Raw genomic sequence first — 15516 nt, forward strand, 5'->3', positions numbered from 1 at the left:
TGCGATCGAATCGAACTCGACTCGGGAGGGAAAGTCATGGACGCATTGGCCTTTCTTCGTGCCGACCACGAAAGCGTGCTGGGCATGTTGGAAGTACTTGACGGCGCGCCGCAGGGCGACGGGGCCCACCAGAGCGGCTTGGCGACCATGGTCACCAATCTCGTGATCGCCGAGTCCCAGCACGAGGCCGTCGAAGAACAACTGTTCTGGCCGGCGGTTCGAGCGGCGCTCGACGACGGTGATGACATAGCCGATGTCGCCATCGCCCAGGAGGAAGCCGGCAAGGCGCTGTTGCAGCAGCTCGAGGACACCCGCCCCGGCGAGCCCGAATATCACCGCGCGCTGGCCGAATTCGTCACGGCGGCCCGAGAGCACATCAGCTACGAGGAGAACGTGGTGTGGCCGCGGTTCAAAACGGCGGTCAGCGCCGAAGACCTCGAGCAGTTGGGCGACAAGCTCCGCACCGCCAAGAAGATCGCGCCGACCCGGCCGCACCCCAACGCCCCGTCGGGCGGGCTGGCGCAGAACACCATGGGCGTGGTCGCTGCCGCCGTCGACCATCTGCGTGACCGGCTGACCGGCCGGGCCGCGGACAACCCACCCGACGCGCCCAAGAGTTGACCGGCAGCTCGAGCCGCCGAGCAGCCGCGAACGCCTAATCTGGCGGCTCGTCGGGTGAACCGCGCTTGGGAGTCTCGCGGGCCCGGTTTTCCGAGTCGTGTTCCTTGGCGGCCTTCTCGTCGAGCCGGTCGACGGTATCTTCCAAGGACTCCGGAGGGTCCGGCCGTTCGTCACCGCGTTCGGTCATCGGCGGGGCTTTCCACTTACCCTGTGGCGCTGTGCTGTTCGTGCGCGAACGGCTTCTCGGAGTGCACCGCGGGGCTACCGTCGGGGTTCTCCGCCGGCCCGCGGTTGTGTCGCAGGGAACCGCCGAGCCAGTCGCGGGTCGGCTTCTGGACGTACTCCCAGTGCATGCCCTCCGGCCACGGGCCCTGGCCCTCGTTCCAGGGGCCGCGGCTGGTCTCGGCGTCGGACATGTTGAACGCCACGTTCTGGAAGCGCTCGTCGCCCGGAGCCTGGCCGGGCGGGAAGTTCACCGGCAGCTCGTTGAGGGCCGCGGTGAACTGCTGGAAGTGGGTGACCTCTCGGGTCATCAGGAAGGTCAGGGTGTCCTGCACACCGGGGTCGTCGGTGAACTGCTTGAGATATTCGTAGACGATCTTGGCCCGTGACTCGGCGCCCAGATTGCTGCGCAGATCAACCGACGGGTCGCCGTTGGCGTTGATGTAGGCGCCGGTGAACGGTGTTCCGGCGGCATTGCTGGGATGCGGGCCACCACCGCTCTCCACGAAGTGCAGCGGGTTGAGCGCCACCTGGTGGATGATCTGGTCCCGGCCGTCGCGGCTGGCCACCGCCGGCATCCAGTCGCAGCGCTCGTTGGCGTTCTTCAGGTCGTCGTTGAGGCCGTCGAGCAGCATGGTGATCAGCGAGCCGACCATCTCCAGGTGGCTGAACTCCTCGGTGGCGATGTCCATGAACAGGTCGTACATCTTCGGGTTCTTGCGACGCAGGATGAACGCCTGGGTGAAGTACTGCATCGCCGCCTTGAGTTCGCCGTTCTCCCCGCCGAACTGCTCTTGCAGCAGGTTGGCGAAACGCGGATCGGGCCGCTCGACCCGGACCTCGAACTGCATCTCCTTGTTGTGAACGAACATGGTGGCTCCCTTAAGACAACGCTGGATTTGTTTCCCGCGGGCTACCCGCAGGCATCGGCCTCAAACCTTCGCCGGCAGGGGCTGTCGGAAACTGTTTGCGCTGTGGTGCGTGCGGGTAGCCCGGCGGTGTTCTTCACGACACGACGGAGGCGACCCGATGCGGGCGGTCACATGGCAGGGCAAGCGCAAAGTCCAAGTCGACACCGTGCCCGACCCGGTGATCGAGAAGCCGACCGACGCCGTCATCGAGGTGACGACTACCAACATCTGCGGATCGGATCTGCACCTCTATGAGGTGCTCGGCGCGTTCATGGACCCCGGCGACATCCTCGGCCACGAACCGATCGGGGTCGTCGCCGAGGTCGGTCGCGGGGTCAGCAACCTCAAGCCGGGCGACCGGGTGGTCATCCCGTTCCAGATCGCGTGCGGGCACTGTGGCATGTGCCGGCAGGGTCTGCCGACCCAGTGCGACACCACGCGGGTGCGCGAGCAGGATACCGGCGCCGCGCTGTTCGGCTACTCCAAGCTCTACGGCCAGGTTCCGGGCGCCCAGGCGCAGTACCTTCGGGTGCCGCAGGCGCACTACACCCACATCAAAGTGCCTGAGGGCCCGCCGGATTCGCGGTTCGTGTATTTGTCCGACGTGCTGCCGACCGCGCTGCAGGCGGTGGACTACGCCGCAATACCCGACGGCGGGACGGTGACGGTGCTGGGGCTCGGCCCGATCGGTGACATGGCGGCCCGGATCGCCACCCACCAGGGCGCCCGGGTGATCGGGGTGGATCTGGTGCCCGAGCGGCTGGGCCGGCTGGCCCGGCGGGGAATCGAAACCGTCGACCTGCGTGAGGCATCCGATCTCGGCGAGCTGATCCGTGACCGCACGGACGGGCGCGGAACCGACGCGGTGATCGACGCCGTGGGCATGGAGGCGCACGGCTCCGGCGGCGCCAAGGCGGTGCAGCAGCTCAGCTCGCTGTTACCGGATGCCGTCGCCGGGCCGTTGATCAGCAAGGCCGGCCTTGACCGGCTCGCCGCGTTGTACGCCGCGATCGACATCGTGCGCCGTGGCGGCACCATATCGATCGTCGGCGTCTACGGCGGCAAACTGGACCCGCTGCCGATGTTCACCTTGTTCGACAAGCAGATTCAGCTGCGGATGGGCCAGGCCAACGTCAAACCCCGGGTCGAGCGGCTGATGCCGCTGCTCACCGACGACGACCCCCTGGGCGTCGACACCTTCGCCACCCACGAGCTGCCGCTGGAGCAGGCGCCGCACGCTTATCAGATATTTCAGGAGAAGCGCGACGGCGCGGTGAAGATCCTGCTCAAGCCGTGACGTCACCGGCCAACAGGTGCGCGGCCTCGAATAGCAGCGCGTGGGTGAACGCCTGCGGCAGATTGCCGCGCAATTGGCGCTGGCCGACGTCGTACTCCTCGGTGAGCAGGCCGGGCGGGCCGCACGCGGTGCGGCCCCGCTCGAACCACTGCAACGCCGCAAGTTCGTTGCCCTGCTGGTGATCTGCCATGGCCATCGCAAAGTTGCACAACAGGAACGCTCCTTCGGCTTCGCCGAGCTCGCGCTGGTCGGGCCGGTATCGGTAGACGAAGCCGTCCCGGGTCAGCTCATGGCGCACCGCGGCCAGGGTAGCCACCGTGCGGGGATCATCGGCGGGGACGGCCCCGCGCAGGCTCGGCAGCAGCAGGGCCGCGTCGATCCCCGGGTCATCGGATGCGCGTTGCCATCGGCCGTCGCGGTGCAGGCAGTCGGTGCTGGTATCGGCGACCAGCTTGTCGGCCAGCTGGTGCCAGCGTGCGCCTTCAGCCAGTGACGCCACGCCGGCGACACGGCGCAGTCCGGCCGCGCACATCAGCCGCGAATGCGCCCAGCGCCGGTTGTCGAGTTCCCACACGCCGGCGTCGGCGTCACCGCAACGCTTTTCGATCGCGTCCACCAGGGTGTGCACCGCACCCCAATGGGTGCTGTCCAGCCGGTCCAGTCTCGCTGCGGCGGCCAGCAGCAGCAGCGCCTCCCCGAAGTTGTCGAGCTGGAACTGCCCGCGCACCCAGTTCCCGGTTTTGACCGCGGCACCCGGGTAACCCGGCAGCGGCAGATCCTCTTCCGGCGGCGGTGCGCTGGCGTCGACACAGTAGGCCGGTCGCAGGTCGGGTCCGTCGTCCAGCACCCGCTCGGTGACGAACCGGACGGCGTCATCCAACAGCGGGTGCGGCCCGGCGGCGGCGATCGCCTGCCCGGTGTAGCACTGGTCGCGGATCCAGCAGTAGCGATAGTCGAAATTGCGGCCGGCCTTGGCCCGCTCCGGCAACGACATTGTCGCCGCGGCCACCATCCCGCCGCCGGTGCTGGTCAGCCCGCGCAACACCGCATACGCGAGCTGGGCGTCGACATCGGCCAGGGTGCCGGTGAGTTCGGGAACCGCTTCCTTCCATGCGGTTTCGGTGGCCCGCCAGGCCTGTGCGGCGTCGACCGGCTGATCGGGCAGTTCTCGATCGGATAGCTCGAGCACCAGGTCGTGGTCGCGGCCCGGTTCCACGTCGAGCACCAGGTGCAGCGCCCCGTCGCCGGGCCGGCTGGCCTGGCCGGCACCGGTCCACCGGAACCGGTGCGGTCCCGAGCGGCCGGTCCACACGTCGTCCCGGCAGGACAACCCCGACATGGCGGCGGCGCCGAAGTCGGCCCGCACCTGCAGGGCCACCTGCATCCGCACCGGCCGATCGAGTGCCCGGATGCGGCGCAGCACCACCGCGGTGTGCGGGTCGCCGGGGAACGCCAGCGCCTCCCGGCACTCGACGATTCCGTCGATGGTCACCCAGCGGGAACGCCAGATCAGCGACCGCTCTTCGTATTGGCCGCCCCACACATAGCGCAGCTCCGGAGTGACGGCGTACACGCCGGCGCCGCCGAGCAGCGAACTGAACACCGCCGGACTGTCCCACCGCGGCAGGCACATCCAGCAGAAGTCGCCGCGCGGGCCGACCACGATCCCGCGCTCGCCGTCGGCGATCAGCGCGTACTGCCGCAAGACCTGCGGGGGAAACCGTTCCAGCAGCGCCGGGCCGGTGGTCATGTGCGCGGATCCGGGCCGGGCGGCGCGAGACGTTCCACGGCGAAATCCGCCGCCTGGGCGGTCATGCCGTTGGCGGCGTACGCCCAGTGGGCGGCGCCGTCGTCACCCGCTGAGCAGATCGGGTCGCCGGGAGCACACAAATCGATCGTCTTGGCGGCAAATCCCGGACCGATCACCAGGGGCGGCGCACCGAGGGAATTCAGGAACGCCGCCGAGGGCCTGCCCAGCAACGCCACGGCGGCGACGTGGCCGGCCGCCTCGGGCGTCAGCGGCGGGGGGAACCCGTCGGCGGCAGGTGCCGGTTCGGTGAGGTAGCCCATCAGCGCCGCGCCCCGCGAGTACCCGCCGAGCACCACCGCGGTCTGTGGGCAACCCGCCGCCATATCGGTGATGTGGCCGGCTGCATCGGCCACCCCGGCGACCGTCGGGCCGAATTCGGGCACGGCCGGGAAATTGACCGGGTAGACCCCCACCGGCCGGCCGCCGACCCGCCACCGCAGGGCGTCGATGAACTGCTGCCCCATCGATCCCACGCCGGGCGGTTCGGCGGTCCCGCGGGCGAACACCACCTCGACATCCGGGCAATCCAAGGCGGCCGCGTCCCCGGCAGGCCAGCACAGCAGCGTGCCCCCCGCCAGGCCGGTCGCGGCGAGTATCCGAGTAATCACAGCATTTCGTCCGATACCCACAACCGCTGGTGGGCAAACCGTGGTTTAGCTCGTGCGAAAACGGCAAGCCTAGGTCGGTACCGTCACCGACGGAACATGAGTCGAAGGGGAGAAATCAATGATCACAACGTCTTTGACCAGGCTGGCCGCCGCTGCCGGTGGCGCGGCGCTGGCGCTGTCGGCGGTGGGGGTCGCGGCTGCGGATCCGGCGCAGGATCCGGCGGTCAGTACCACGTGCAGCTACTCACAGGTGGTGGCGGCGATGAACGCGCAATCGCCGGAAGCCGCAGCGCAATTCAACGCGACACCGATGGCGCAGTCGTTCCTGCAGAGCTTCCTGGCCTCGCCGCCTCCGCAGCGTGAGCAGATGCTGCAACAGGCCCAAGGCGTGCCTGAAGCGGCGCAGTTCGTCAACCTGGTCGGCCCCATCGCCAAGACCTGTGACAACTTCTGAGTGATGACTCAATCGACCGAGTCCGGCAACACCATCGCGGATGCGGCCAAGCGGGAGGCCGACGCGTACCGCGGCGACAACCCACGGCCGTTGGGGGGATACGCGGTGGTGTTGCTGGTCTACGGCGGGTTGGTCGCGGCGGTAACCGTGGCCGCCGCGGCCACCGGCCGCCGTCTGCCGCAGCGCTGGGCGGCCGGCGACCTGCTGACGGTGACCGTGGGCGCCCACAAACTGTCCCGGACGCTCACCAAGGACGCGGTGACCAGCCCGCTGCGGGCGCCGTTCGCCCACTATGCCGGCGCCGGCGGCCCCGCCGAGGTGATGGAGGAGACCCGCCACTCCAGCCAGCTGCGCCACAGTCTGGGGGAGCTGTTGACGTGCCCGTTCTGCACGGACATGTGGGCGGTCACCGCGTTTGCCGCCGGCCTGGTGTTCGCTCCCCGGCTGACCCGGCTGGTCGCCGGCACCTTCACCGCGCTGGCCGGCGCCGACTTCCTGCAGCTGGCTTACGCGAAAGCCCAGCAGCTCACCCAGCAGTAAGGCAAGCGGAGGCCCCGGAGATGCCGATGATGTCGACCACCACCGCGGCCGACCGGCGGCTGACCACAGCGCTGGAGCGGGCCGTCATCCTGGACACTCCCGCGAAGACGATCGCCGCCCGGGTGCGCAGCCTGACCGGGCAGGGCCCGTTCAAGGACGTCATCAGCGGCACCGGCCTGGGGCACCCGGCACACCCCCCGCTGACCGATCTGGTCATCGGTTCGTTCCTGGCGGCCCTGCTCCTGGATCTGCTGGCGCCGCGGACCGGTGCCGCGGCGGCCAACCGGCTGACCACGGTGGGTATCGCCGCCTTCGTTCCGACCGCGCTGACCGGTATCAGCGACTGGGCAGACACCGAACTGTCCGACGAGGCGTCCCGCCGGGTCGGTCTGGTGCACGCCGCCGCCAACTCCGGCGCGCTGCTGATGTACTGCGCATCCTTGGTCAATCGGATGCGCGGCCGACGGCTGCGCGCGGCACTGCTCGGCCTCGGTGGCGCCGCGTCACTGAGTCTGGGCGGCTATCTCGGCGGCCATCTGGCCTACTCGCGTGGCGTCGGGGTCAATCAGACCGTGTTCGATCCGGGGCCGGATGACTGGACACCGGTGCTCGACAGCGCCGAATTGACCGACGGGCAACTGCATTCGGCAGATGCCGACGGGACGCCGGTGCTGCTGGTCCGGCTCGACGGACTCGTCTTCGCGATCCATGACCGGTGCGGGCACCGTGGTTGCCTGCTGAGCGAGGGGAAACTCGACGGCACCGTGGTGACCTGCTCGTGCCACGGCTCACGCTTCGACATCCGCGACGGGGCGCTGCTGCGCGGGCCCGCCACCGGTGCCCAGCCGGCTCTGCAATGCCGCGACGCCGGCGCTCGGATCGAAGTGCGCAGGCGCCGACGCTGAAGTGTGGACCGGGCCGGCCCGGACGGTAGACCGACCCGGTAGTCGAGGACGCGCAGCATCGAGATGCTGGCGTGAGGAAAGCCGGTGACAGCGGCCGACCCGAAGTCCGCCACGCTGCCCTGCCATCTCATTCGGCCCGGATACCCCCGGTGGCGGCGGGCTACACCGGGCATTCGGCTCCGTTTGTGCGGGTGGGCCATCGGGTATGGGAGGAGGTGTCCGTAGTACGGAACAGGTCACGAAAAGGAGAGGTCGATGTCCGGATCGCAAGAGGGCCGCCGGGTCGCGTTTCTGGTGGCGCCCGAAGGCGTTGAGGAGGTCGAGTTGACCGAGCCGTGGCGCGCGGTTGCCAAGGCCGGCGCATGCCCGGTGTTGGTGTCGACGACCGCCGGGCCGGTTCAGGCGTTCAACCACCTCGACCGTGGCGACGAATTCGACGTGGACCGTGTGGTCGACGACGTCTCCGCCGATGACTTCGACGCGCTGGTGCTGCCGGGCGGGGTGGCCAACCCGGACCAGTTGCGCACCAACGAACGCGCGGTCGCGTTCGTGCGGGAATTCTTCGACGCCGGCAAACCGGTCGCCGTGATCTGCCATGGCCCCTGGACCCTGGTGGAGGCCGGAGTCCTTGCCGGGCGGCGGATCACGTCCTGGCCGAGCCTGCGCACCGACATCATCAACGCGGGCGCCGAGTGGGTCGACGAGCAGTTGGTGCGCTGTGACTGCGGACCGTCGATCCTGCTGTCGAGCCGCAAGCCCGACGACCTGCCCGCCTTCTGCGATGCGTTGGTGCACGAGCTCCGGGCGCGGGAGGCGGCGCTGTGACCGGAGAGCCGATGCCGGTACCGGTCCAGTCCGACAACCGCCGCGCCCGGTTCTGGGCCAACTGGGTGGCTGCGGTGTTGACCGCCGCCGGGGCTGCGCTGGTCATGGTGTTCGCGACGGGAGCGGTGATGAGCACCGCCGCGTGCAGCACCGCCGAGTGTCCCGACCTCGGGCCCAGCGGCGTCGTCTTCGGCGTGCTCTATTACGGTGCGCCCGTCATCGCCGCACTGACCATCCTGGTCTCGTTCGTGACGGCGGGGCGGCGACGCGGTTTCCTTGTCCCGCTGGCTGGTTGGGTGTTGCTGGCCCTCGACCTGCTGGCTCTGGTCATCGCCTTCCGGCGCTAGTGTCATGACATCAGGACTTGCGGCGCAAGCTCTTTGAGCATGGTGTTGGCCCAGTCCATCTGCCGCACCGTCTCGGGGTGGCACTGCGCTGCCATCTCGAGCAGCCCGCTGTCCCGGGCGGCCTGGGCGCCCTGAGCCACGAGTTCCCAGTCGACCGAGACCGCGGCGGCGTGCAGATACAGGCTGCGCAGATCAGCCAGCAACAGAACACCCGGTTCGGGCCGCCGGCCGAGCACCACGCTGGTCATCTCCCGCAACGACGACAACACCCTCCCGGGCCGTGGGGACGATTCGGCCAGCCGCAACCCGTGACTGTGCCCGGCTTGCGCAAGCCGGCGGACGTGGTCGTCCGACCAGCCGGCGAGATCGGCGCACAGGTGGAAGACGTCGTGATCAGCCTTGTGCCGCTCGCCGACTCGGCGGAACCGCCGGGCCAGCGACATCTCCGAGCGGTGCAGCTCCCGTAGCGCCAGGTCGAGCTTCACCAGCCGCTCCCGTCCGCCTCGACACCCTTGCTGATGCGTACCACCGACGTCTTGAACAGTGGCTGTTTGGACACCGGGTCCCAGTCGGTGATCGTGAGTTCATTGGCCGCCCGGTGATGACCATCGCCGTCGGTGTCCCAGTAGCCGTAGTGAAACGGCATGAATGCGACGCCGTCGCGGATGCCGCCCACCCGCGCACGGGCCTGCACACAACCGCGTGCCGAACGGATGATGGCCGGATCGCCGTCGCGGATCCCGCGGCGTTCGGCATCGGCGGCCGCGAGCTGAACCCACACCTCGGGTGCGGCGTCGTTGAGTTGCGGCGCGCGACCGGTTTTGGTGCGGGTGTGGAAGTGGTAGACCGTACGGCCGGTCGTCAGCCACAACTCGTCGTCGGCGGGCCGCTCATGCGGCGGGGTGTAGCCGGCGGCCCGCAGCACCGCCTTGCCGTCCGGGTTGGCTGCCCGGTATTGGGTCGGTTCGATCGCCCCGCCGGTGATCAGATCCTTGCCGTAGGTTTCGCAGTAGTCGGGTTTGCTCCAGAATTCGCCGTCGGTGTAGAGACGCTCGGTGCCGTCGGGATGCTCAGCGTTACAAGGCCATTGGATTCCGCTGCCGCCGCGCAGCTTCGCATAGCTCAACCCGGTGTAATCGCAGGGGCGGCCGGCGCTGCAGCGCTGCCAGGCCGCAAACGCCGACTCGGGATCCTTCCAGGAGATCAGCGGGGCGCCGTCGAGATCACGAAAATCCATCCGCTCGGCGTAATCGCAGAAAATATCGAGGTCGGGTCGGGCCTGCCCGGGCGGATCGACGGCCTTCTCCGAGAGGTGCACCGTGCGATCGGCATTGGTGAACGTCCCGGTCTTCTCGCCCCACGCCGCGGCCGGCAACACCACGTCGGCGAGCTCGGCTGTCTCGGTGCGGAAGATGTCCTGCACGACCAGAAATAGCCGGGTCTGGCCGAGGATGCGCCGGATCCGGTGCAACTCCGGAAGCGACACCGCCGGGTTGGTGGCGCTGACCCAGAGCATCCGCAGACTGCCCTGCTCGGCGAAGCGCAGCATCTGCATGGCATGCGTCGGTTCCGAGTAGTGCGGAATCTTGGCCTCCTCGACGTTCCACAGCCGGGCCAGCTCGGCGACGTGGGCATCGTTTTCCCAGTTGCGGAATCCCGGCAAGTCCCCGTTGGCGCCGCATTCCCGGGTGTTCTGCGCGGTCGGCTGCCCGTTCATCTGCAGAATGCCGGCGCCGGGCCGGCCCAGCATGCCGCGAATGAGGTTGAGGTTGTTGACCTGGACCGCGGCCGCGGTCGCCTGGTGAGATTGGTAGAAGCCCTGCAATACGGTGGACAGTAGGCGCTGGGCATGACCGAGGATCTCCGCCGCGCGTCGCAGATCCTGCACCGGGACATCGCAAATCGTGGCCACCCGCTCCGGCGGATACTGCGCGACACAGGCCGCCAGCTGCTCGTATCCGACGGTGTGGGCGGCGATATAGTCGCGGTTGGTCCAGTCGTGCGCGATCATCTCGTGCAGCAGGCCGTTCATCAACGCCAGGTTGGTCCCGGGAACCGGTGCCAGGTGCACCGTCGCGGCTTTGGCGACCGGGGTCTGGCGTGGGTCCACGCAGACGATCTGTGGCGGGTCGGCGCCGGCCAGCCGATCCAGCATCCGCGACCACAGCACGGTTTGGGTCTCGGCCACGTTGTGCCCGTACAGCGCGATGACGTCGGCGTGGTCGACGTCGGTGTAGGAGCCGGGTTGGCCGTCACAACCGAAGGTCTCCTTCAGCGCCCACTCGGCGGTGGCGGTACACAGCCGGGTATTGCCGTCGACGTGGTTGGTGCCCAGTCCGCCGCGCGCGATCACCCCGAGGGTGTAGTACTCCTCCAGCATCAGCTGGCCACTGGTGTAGAAGCCGATCGCGCTCGGGCCGATGTCGCGAAGCAGGGCCTGGGTCGTCGCCACGATCCGATTCATCGCGGTGTCCCAGTCGGATTCGACCAGCCGGCCGCGCTCGCGCACCAGCGGTACCGTCAGCCGATCGGGGGAGTTGTTGGCCTGCCAGCCGTAGAGGTCTTTGGGGTCCACCCGGCCGTGGTTGACCCGGTCGACGCGCCGGCCCCGTACTCCGACGATCCGGCCGTCGTGGGTGGCGATGTCGATGCCGTCGCCGTTGGAGTGCAGCACCGCCGCGGACTGGGCCCAGTCCACCTCGTCGGCGTCCAGACCGTCGGCGAGCTCGGTGTCGACCCGGTCGGGCCATGGCTGGCCGGCGGCGTACGGGGTGCGCGCGCCCCAGGGCTCGGCGATCCGGTCGGTCATGACCGCCGGTTACCCGCTGGTTGCCCTGGGTATGCCTAGCCGATATGGCGGATATGGATCACAGTCGAGCACCTGTTCTGGAGGCCCTGGCGGATTACCACCGCAAGGACCGCTACGGCTTCAGCCCGCCGGGGCACCGCCAGGGCCGTGGCGCCGACGAGGCGGTGCGCGAGGTGCTGGGTGCCGACCTGTTCCGCGCCGACGTCCTCGCGCGCGGCGGGCTGGACGACTGGGAGGCGCGCGGGGCGGCCCTGACCGACGCCGAGCAGCTGATGGCCGATGCGGTGGGGGCCGAGACGGCGTTCTTCTCCACGTGCGGCAGTTCGCTTTCCGTTCGGGCGGCGATGATGGCGGTGGCCGGCGGCAGCGGCGGTGGGCTGCTGCTGCCCCGCGACAGCCACAAGTCGATCGTGGGCGGGCTGATCTTCTCCGGTATCCAGCCGCGCTGGATCACCCCGCGCTGGGACGCCGCGCGGCATTTCAGCCATCCGCCGTCACCCGAACGGGTCGCCGGTGCCTGGGAAGAGCATCCCGATGCCGCCGGCGCCCTGATCGTCAGCCCGTCGCCGTACGGCACCTGCGCGGACGTGGCCGCCATCGCGAAGATCTGCCACGAGCGCGGTAAGCCGCTGATCGTCGACGAGGCCTGGGGTGCGCACCTGCCCTTCCACGAGGATCTGCCCACCTGGGCGATGGATGCCGGCGCCGATGTCTGCGTGGTCAGCGTGCACAAGATGGGAGCCGGATTCGAGCAGGGCTCGGTGTATCACATCCAGGGCGATCTCGTCGACCGGGAGCGGCTTACCGCGTGCGCCGACCTGCTGATGACCACCAGTCCCAGCGTGCCGATCTACGCGGCGCTGGACGGCTGGCGCCGCCAGATGGTGCAACATGGACACGAAATGCTGGATGCTGCACTGAAATTGGCGCACGATGTGCGCGGTCGCATCGACGACCTGCCCGACGTCGACGTGCTCGACGATGTGTTGCTGGGCGAGGAGGCCTCCCACGACTTGGACCGGCTGCAGGTGCTGGTGGACGTCGCAGCGACCGGAACGTCGGGCTACCAAGCTCGGGACTGGCTGCGCGAACAGCGGTGCATCGATGTGGGTTTGGCGGATCATCGACGGATCCTGGCCACCATGTCGTTCGCCGACGATCACAGCACCGCCGACCGGCTGGTGGATGCGCTGAGTGGATGGCGCGCCGCCGCACGGTCTTTCGACCCGCCGACCCCGATCCGGCTACCCTCGCCCGAGGAGCTGCAACTGGAGACCGTGCAGCTGCCCCGGGACGCGTTCTTCGGTGACACCGAGATGGTCGCCGCATCCCAGGCCGCCGGACGTATTGCCGCCGAGCAGATCACGCCGTACCCGCCCGGGGTGCCGGCCGTAGTGCCCGGCGAGCGCCTCAACACGGCCGTCATCGATTATCTGCGATCCGGGCGGGCGGCTGGCATGGCGTTGCCCGATGCCACCGATTCGACGCTGGAACACATCCGGGTGGTGGCCTGACAGCTCTGGCGCGGGTTTTGCCGCCGCCTGGGCGGGGTAGCCGGTAGCCATGGCACAGACCTCTTTGCACAGCCCGGTCGACGTGGTCGATTTCCTCACCGCCCAGCATGAGCGGATCCGGACGCTGTTCGACGAGACCCTGCGGGCCGCGGGCAATGAACGTGACGAGTCGTTCGTCCGGCTGCGTCGCCTGCTGGCCGTGCACGAAACCGCCGAAGAGGAGATCGTGCATCCGCGGGCCGCCCGCGAACTCGACAATGGCGCCGAGCTGGTCAAGCAGCGGCTGGCCGAGGAGAAGCAGGCCAAATCGGCGCTGAGCGAGTTGGAGAACGTCGACGTCGACTCGGAGTTCTTCACCGAGAAGCTGCGCGAACTGCGCGATGACGTACTCGAGCACGCCGGCCACGAAGAACGCGACGAATTCGCGGCGCTGCGCGCCGAACTCGGTGACACCGAACTGCAGCTGCTGCAACGGGCGGTCAAGCTCGCCGAGGCGGTCGCGCCGACCAGGCCGCACCCCGGAGTCGAGAGCGCGCTGGCCAACGCCTTCGTCGGGCCGTTCGCCTCGATGGTGGACCGGGCGCGCGACGCGATCCTGGGGTACGACTCATGATCGGGCTCGGGGTGGTTCTGCTGATCCTGGGACTGGTGTTCGACGTCTATCTGCTCTGGGCGATCGGGATCGTGCTGATGGTCGTCGGCGCGGTGTTCTGGCTGCTGGGGGCGGTCGGGCGGCCGGTTGCGGGCAGACGCTACTGGTATTGATCGATATGGCCGGTGTACTCGAACGCAATGTCGCCGACGGCGTCCACCGGCTCGGACACGCGGCGGTCAACGTCTACTTCATCGAGGACGACAGCGGCATCACCGTGGTCGACACCGGGCTGCCGGCGACCTTCCGGCACCTGGAGGCGGCGTTGGCGCAACTCGGGCGTTCGGTCGGCGACGTACGGGCGGTGGTGCTGACCCATGCGCACTTCGACCATGTCGGCTCGGCTCGACGGATCCGCAAACGCTGGCAGGTACCGGTGTGGGTGCACGCCGCCGACCAGTATCTGGCCGCGCACCCGTACCGATACGCCCATGAGAAGGCCCGGGTGCTTTATCCGCTGCGCTACCCGAGATCGATTCCCTACCAAGCGAAGATGGCCGCCGCCGGGGCTCTGGTCGTACGTGGTCTCCCCGACACGATGTGCTACTCGGCCGACACCGCCCTCGAGGTGCCCGGCCGGCCCCGGGTGGTGTTCAGTCCCGGGCACACGCTGGGCCACTGCGGTCTGCACCTGGCCGACCGCGACACCTTGATCTCCGGAGATGCGCTGGTCACCCTCGACCCCTACACCGGTGTCGCGGGTCCGCAGATCGTCTCGGGTGCCGCGACGGCCGACAGCACCGAAGCGCTGGCGTCGCTGAGCGCGCTCGCCGACACCGGCGCGAAAACCGTCCTGCCCGGCCACGGCGAGCCCTGGTACGACGGCATCGCGGCCGCCGCGCAGGCGGCGCTGCAGGCCGGGCCGTCCTGAGGTTCGCCCCGGTCAGACTCGTCCGCCCGCGCCCAGGGTGCTCGCCATGTCCGGCTTCATCGCCACCAGCTGGGCGTTCCAGTAGCCCCAGCTGTGCACCCCGTTGCTGTCGATGTTGAACGTGGCGTTGTGTCCGCCCGCGCCGGTGTAGGCGTCGCGGAAGGCGATGTTGCTCTGCGTGACGACCTGCTCGATCACCTGGCCGGGCAGGCTTCCTTCGCCGATCTCCGAGGGGGTGCCGTTGCCGCTGTAGATCCACAGTCGGGTGTTGTTGCCGGCCAGTCGCCCGGCTTGGACGGTCGGGTCGTTGCGCTGCCATCCCTCACTGCCGTCCGGGCCCCACATGTCCTGCGGGTGGAAGCCGCCCTCGTCGTTCATCGCCATGCCGATCAGCATCGGACCGTTGCCACTGGACGGAGTCAGCAGCGCCGAAAGCGACGCGGCATAAGCGAATTGCTGCGGATGGTAGGCCGCCAGGATCAGCGCTGAGGATCCGGACATCGAAACGCCCACCACCGCGTTGCGGGTCGAGCGCACGCCCTTGCCGGCGAGGAAGTTGGGCAGCTCGCTGGTCAGAAACGTCTCCCACTTGTAGGTCTGGCCGTTGGCCGACCCGTACCAGTCGGTGTAGAAGCTGGAGCGGCCGCCCACCGGTGCCACCACCGACATCCCGGAACCGGCGTACTCATTGAACGCCGGCGTTTCGATGTCCCAGCCGCTTCGGTCGTCGCGGGCGCGCAGGCCGTCGAGCAGGTAGACCGCCGCTGGTCCGCCGCCCTGGAATTCCACGGTGATGTTGTGGCCCATGCCCGGCGAGGGCACAGACAGGAATTCCGGCCCCGCGGCGCCGGCGGGCGCGGGCGAAGCGGCCAGTCCGATCACTCCGGGCAGGATCCCGGCCGAGACAATGACGTTGGCGGCCCGGCGTACCCGGCCCGCGGTGTGCTTCCGCATGGTTTCTCCCCTTTCACGCAGACCCGAAAGTCACGGCCTGTCGGCCGGGTGTGCGAGAGGGGAGACGTCGACAGACACCTAGCCTTCTTGTCTTAACAAAGTGGAGGACCGTTGTCCAGAGACCGGCGCCGAAAAATGGGGTAGGAAAAAAATTGAAATCGCGGTTTGAGCCGGGG

At 68.9% G+C, this 15516-nt stretch carries 18 protein-coding genes; 11 read left to right on the forward strand and 7 right to left on the reverse strand.

The features are described from left to right. The first annotated feature begins 36 nt into the window (after positions 1-36). Positions 37-621: a hemerythrin domain-containing protein gene (locus AC5Y4Q_RS03465; protein ID WP_499957987.1), complete on the forward strand. Its 585-nt coding sequence runs from the start codon at positions 37-39 to the stop codon at positions 619-621. 34 nt (positions 622-655) lie between these two features. Here AC5Y4Q_RS03465 and AC5Y4Q_RS03470 read toward each other — a convergent pair whose 3' ends face one another. After that, entirely contained in the window at positions 656-808 is a 153-nt protein-coding gene (locus tag AC5Y4Q_RS03470; protein ID WP_499957989.1) for a hypothetical protein, read from the reverse strand. Positions 809-824: 16 nt separating this feature from the next. Then, positions 825-1715, reverse strand: coding sequence for a manganese catalase family protein (locus AC5Y4Q_RS03475; RefSeq protein ID WP_499957991.1), 891 nt, complete (start codon positions 1713-1715; stop codon positions 825-827). Positions 1716-1872: 157 nt separating this feature from the next. Between AC5Y4Q_RS03475 and AC5Y4Q_RS03480 the strand changes: the two genes are divergently transcribed. Then, positions 1873-3051, forward strand: a complete 1179-nt coding sequence (locus AC5Y4Q_RS03480; RefSeq protein ID WP_499957993.1) for an alcohol dehydrogenase catalytic domain-containing protein — start codon at positions 1873-1875, stop codon at positions 3049-3051. Here AC5Y4Q_RS03480 and AC5Y4Q_RS03485 read toward each other — a convergent pair. Together AC5Y4Q_RS03485 and AC5Y4Q_RS03490 are read right to left on the reverse strand one after the other, a co-directional pair. Beyond that, positions 3041-4801, reverse strand: coding sequence for a glycoside hydrolase family 15 protein (locus AC5Y4Q_RS03485; RefSeq protein WP_064923368.1), 1761 nt, complete (start codon positions 4799-4801; stop codon positions 3041-3043). The genes AC5Y4Q_RS03480 and AC5Y4Q_RS03485 overlap by 11 nt on opposite strands. Continuing rightward, a complete protein-coding gene (locus AC5Y4Q_RS03490; RefSeq protein WP_082952722.1) occupies positions 4798-5469 on the reverse strand; it encodes a cutinase family protein in 672 nt (223 codons plus the stop codon). The genes AC5Y4Q_RS03485 and AC5Y4Q_RS03490 overlap by 4 nt, the downstream gene beginning before the upstream one ends. Before the next feature lie 118 nt (positions 5470-5587). On the opposite strand from AC5Y4Q_RS03490, the gene AC5Y4Q_RS03495 reads away from it, so the two are divergent. From AC5Y4Q_RS03495 to AC5Y4Q_RS03515, 5 genes are all read left to right on the forward strand, one after another. Next, positions 5588-5923, forward strand: coding sequence for a hemophore-related protein (locus AC5Y4Q_RS03495; RefSeq protein WP_064923370.1), 336 nt, complete (start codon positions 5588-5590; stop codon positions 5921-5923). A 3-nt stretch (positions 5924-5926) separates the two neighbouring features. After that, on the forward strand, positions 5927-6463 hold the full coding sequence (locus AC5Y4Q_RS03500) for a DUF1360 domain-containing protein (RefSeq protein ID WP_064923401.1): 537 nt from the start codon (positions 5927-5929) through the stop codon (positions 6461-6463). A 26-nt stretch (positions 6464-6489) separates the two neighbouring features. Continuing rightward, the gene (locus AC5Y4Q_RS03505) at positions 6490-7368 is read left to right on the forward strand and encodes a Rieske (2Fe-2S) protein (RefSeq protein WP_165604334.1); all 879 of its coding nucleotides are present in this window, start codon (positions 6490-6492) and stop codon (positions 7366-7368) included. 255 nt (positions 7369-7623) lie between these two features. After that, positions 7624-8193 (forward strand): type 1 glutamine amidotransferase domain-containing protein, encoded by a 570-nt coding sequence (locus tag AC5Y4Q_RS03510; protein WP_064923372.1) that lies wholly within the window; start codon positions 7624-7626, stop codon positions 8191-8193. 11 nt (positions 8194-8204) lie between these two features. Then, complete coding sequence (locus tag AC5Y4Q_RS03515) at positions 8205-8540, forward strand: hypothetical protein (RefSeq protein ID WP_234786450.1); 336 nt, start codon at positions 8205-8207, stop codon at positions 8538-8540. A 2-nt stretch (positions 8541-8542) separates the two neighbouring features. On the opposite strand, the gene AC5Y4Q_RS03520 is transcribed toward AC5Y4Q_RS03515, so the two are convergent. Both AC5Y4Q_RS03520 and AC5Y4Q_RS03525 read right to left on the reverse strand, forming a co-directional pair. Beyond that, the gene (locus AC5Y4Q_RS03520) at positions 8543-9025 is read right to left on the reverse strand and encodes a hypothetical protein (RefSeq protein WP_064923377.1); all 483 of its coding nucleotides are present in this window, start codon (positions 9023-9025) and stop codon (positions 8543-8545) included. Further along, positions 9022-11349, reverse strand: a complete 2328-nt coding sequence (locus AC5Y4Q_RS03525) for a molybdopterin oxidoreductase family protein (protein ID WP_064923379.1) — start codon at positions 11347-11349, stop codon at positions 9022-9024. The genes AC5Y4Q_RS03520 and AC5Y4Q_RS03525 overlap by 4 nt, the downstream gene beginning before the upstream one ends. A gap of 53 nt (positions 11350-11402) precedes the next feature. Between AC5Y4Q_RS03525 and AC5Y4Q_RS03530 the strand changes: the two genes are divergently transcribed. From AC5Y4Q_RS03530 to AC5Y4Q_RS03545, 4 genes are read left to right on the forward strand one after another with little or no spacing between them, the layout of a single operon-like run. Further along, positions 11403-12863 carry an aminotransferase class I/II-fold pyridoxal phosphate-dependent enzyme gene (locus AC5Y4Q_RS03530; protein WP_065019231.1) on the forward strand — a complete coding sequence of 487 codons (1461 nt, stop codon included), beginning with the start codon at positions 11403-11405 and terminating at the stop codon, positions 12861-12863. Positions 12864-12912: 49 nt separating this feature from the next. Then, positions 12913-13476: a hemerythrin domain-containing protein gene (locus AC5Y4Q_RS03535; RefSeq protein ID WP_064921814.1), complete on the forward strand. Its 564-nt coding sequence runs from the start codon at positions 12913-12915 to the stop codon at positions 13474-13476. Beyond that, complete coding sequence (locus AC5Y4Q_RS03540) at positions 13473-13628, forward strand: hypothetical protein (RefSeq protein WP_165604335.1); 156 nt, start codon at positions 13473-13475, stop codon at positions 13626-13628. The genes AC5Y4Q_RS03535 and AC5Y4Q_RS03540 overlap by 4 nt, the downstream gene beginning before the upstream one ends. 5 nt (positions 13629-13633) lie before the next feature. Next, a complete protein-coding gene (locus AC5Y4Q_RS03545) occupies positions 13634-14386 on the forward strand; it encodes an MBL fold metallo-hydrolase (RefSeq protein ID WP_064921813.1) in 753 nt (250 codons plus the stop codon). A 12-nt stretch (positions 14387-14398) separates the two neighbouring features. Here the strand turns inward: AC5Y4Q_RS03545 and AC5Y4Q_RS03550 are convergent, their stop codons facing one another. After that, on the reverse strand, positions 14399-15340 hold the full coding sequence (locus AC5Y4Q_RS03550) for an esterase family protein (RefSeq protein ID WP_064921812.1): 942 nt from the start codon (positions 15338-15340) through the stop codon (positions 14399-14401). Between the last annotated feature and the right edge of the window lie 176 nt (positions 15341-15516).

This window comes from Mycobacterium sp. NGS16 (assembly GCF_059813225.1).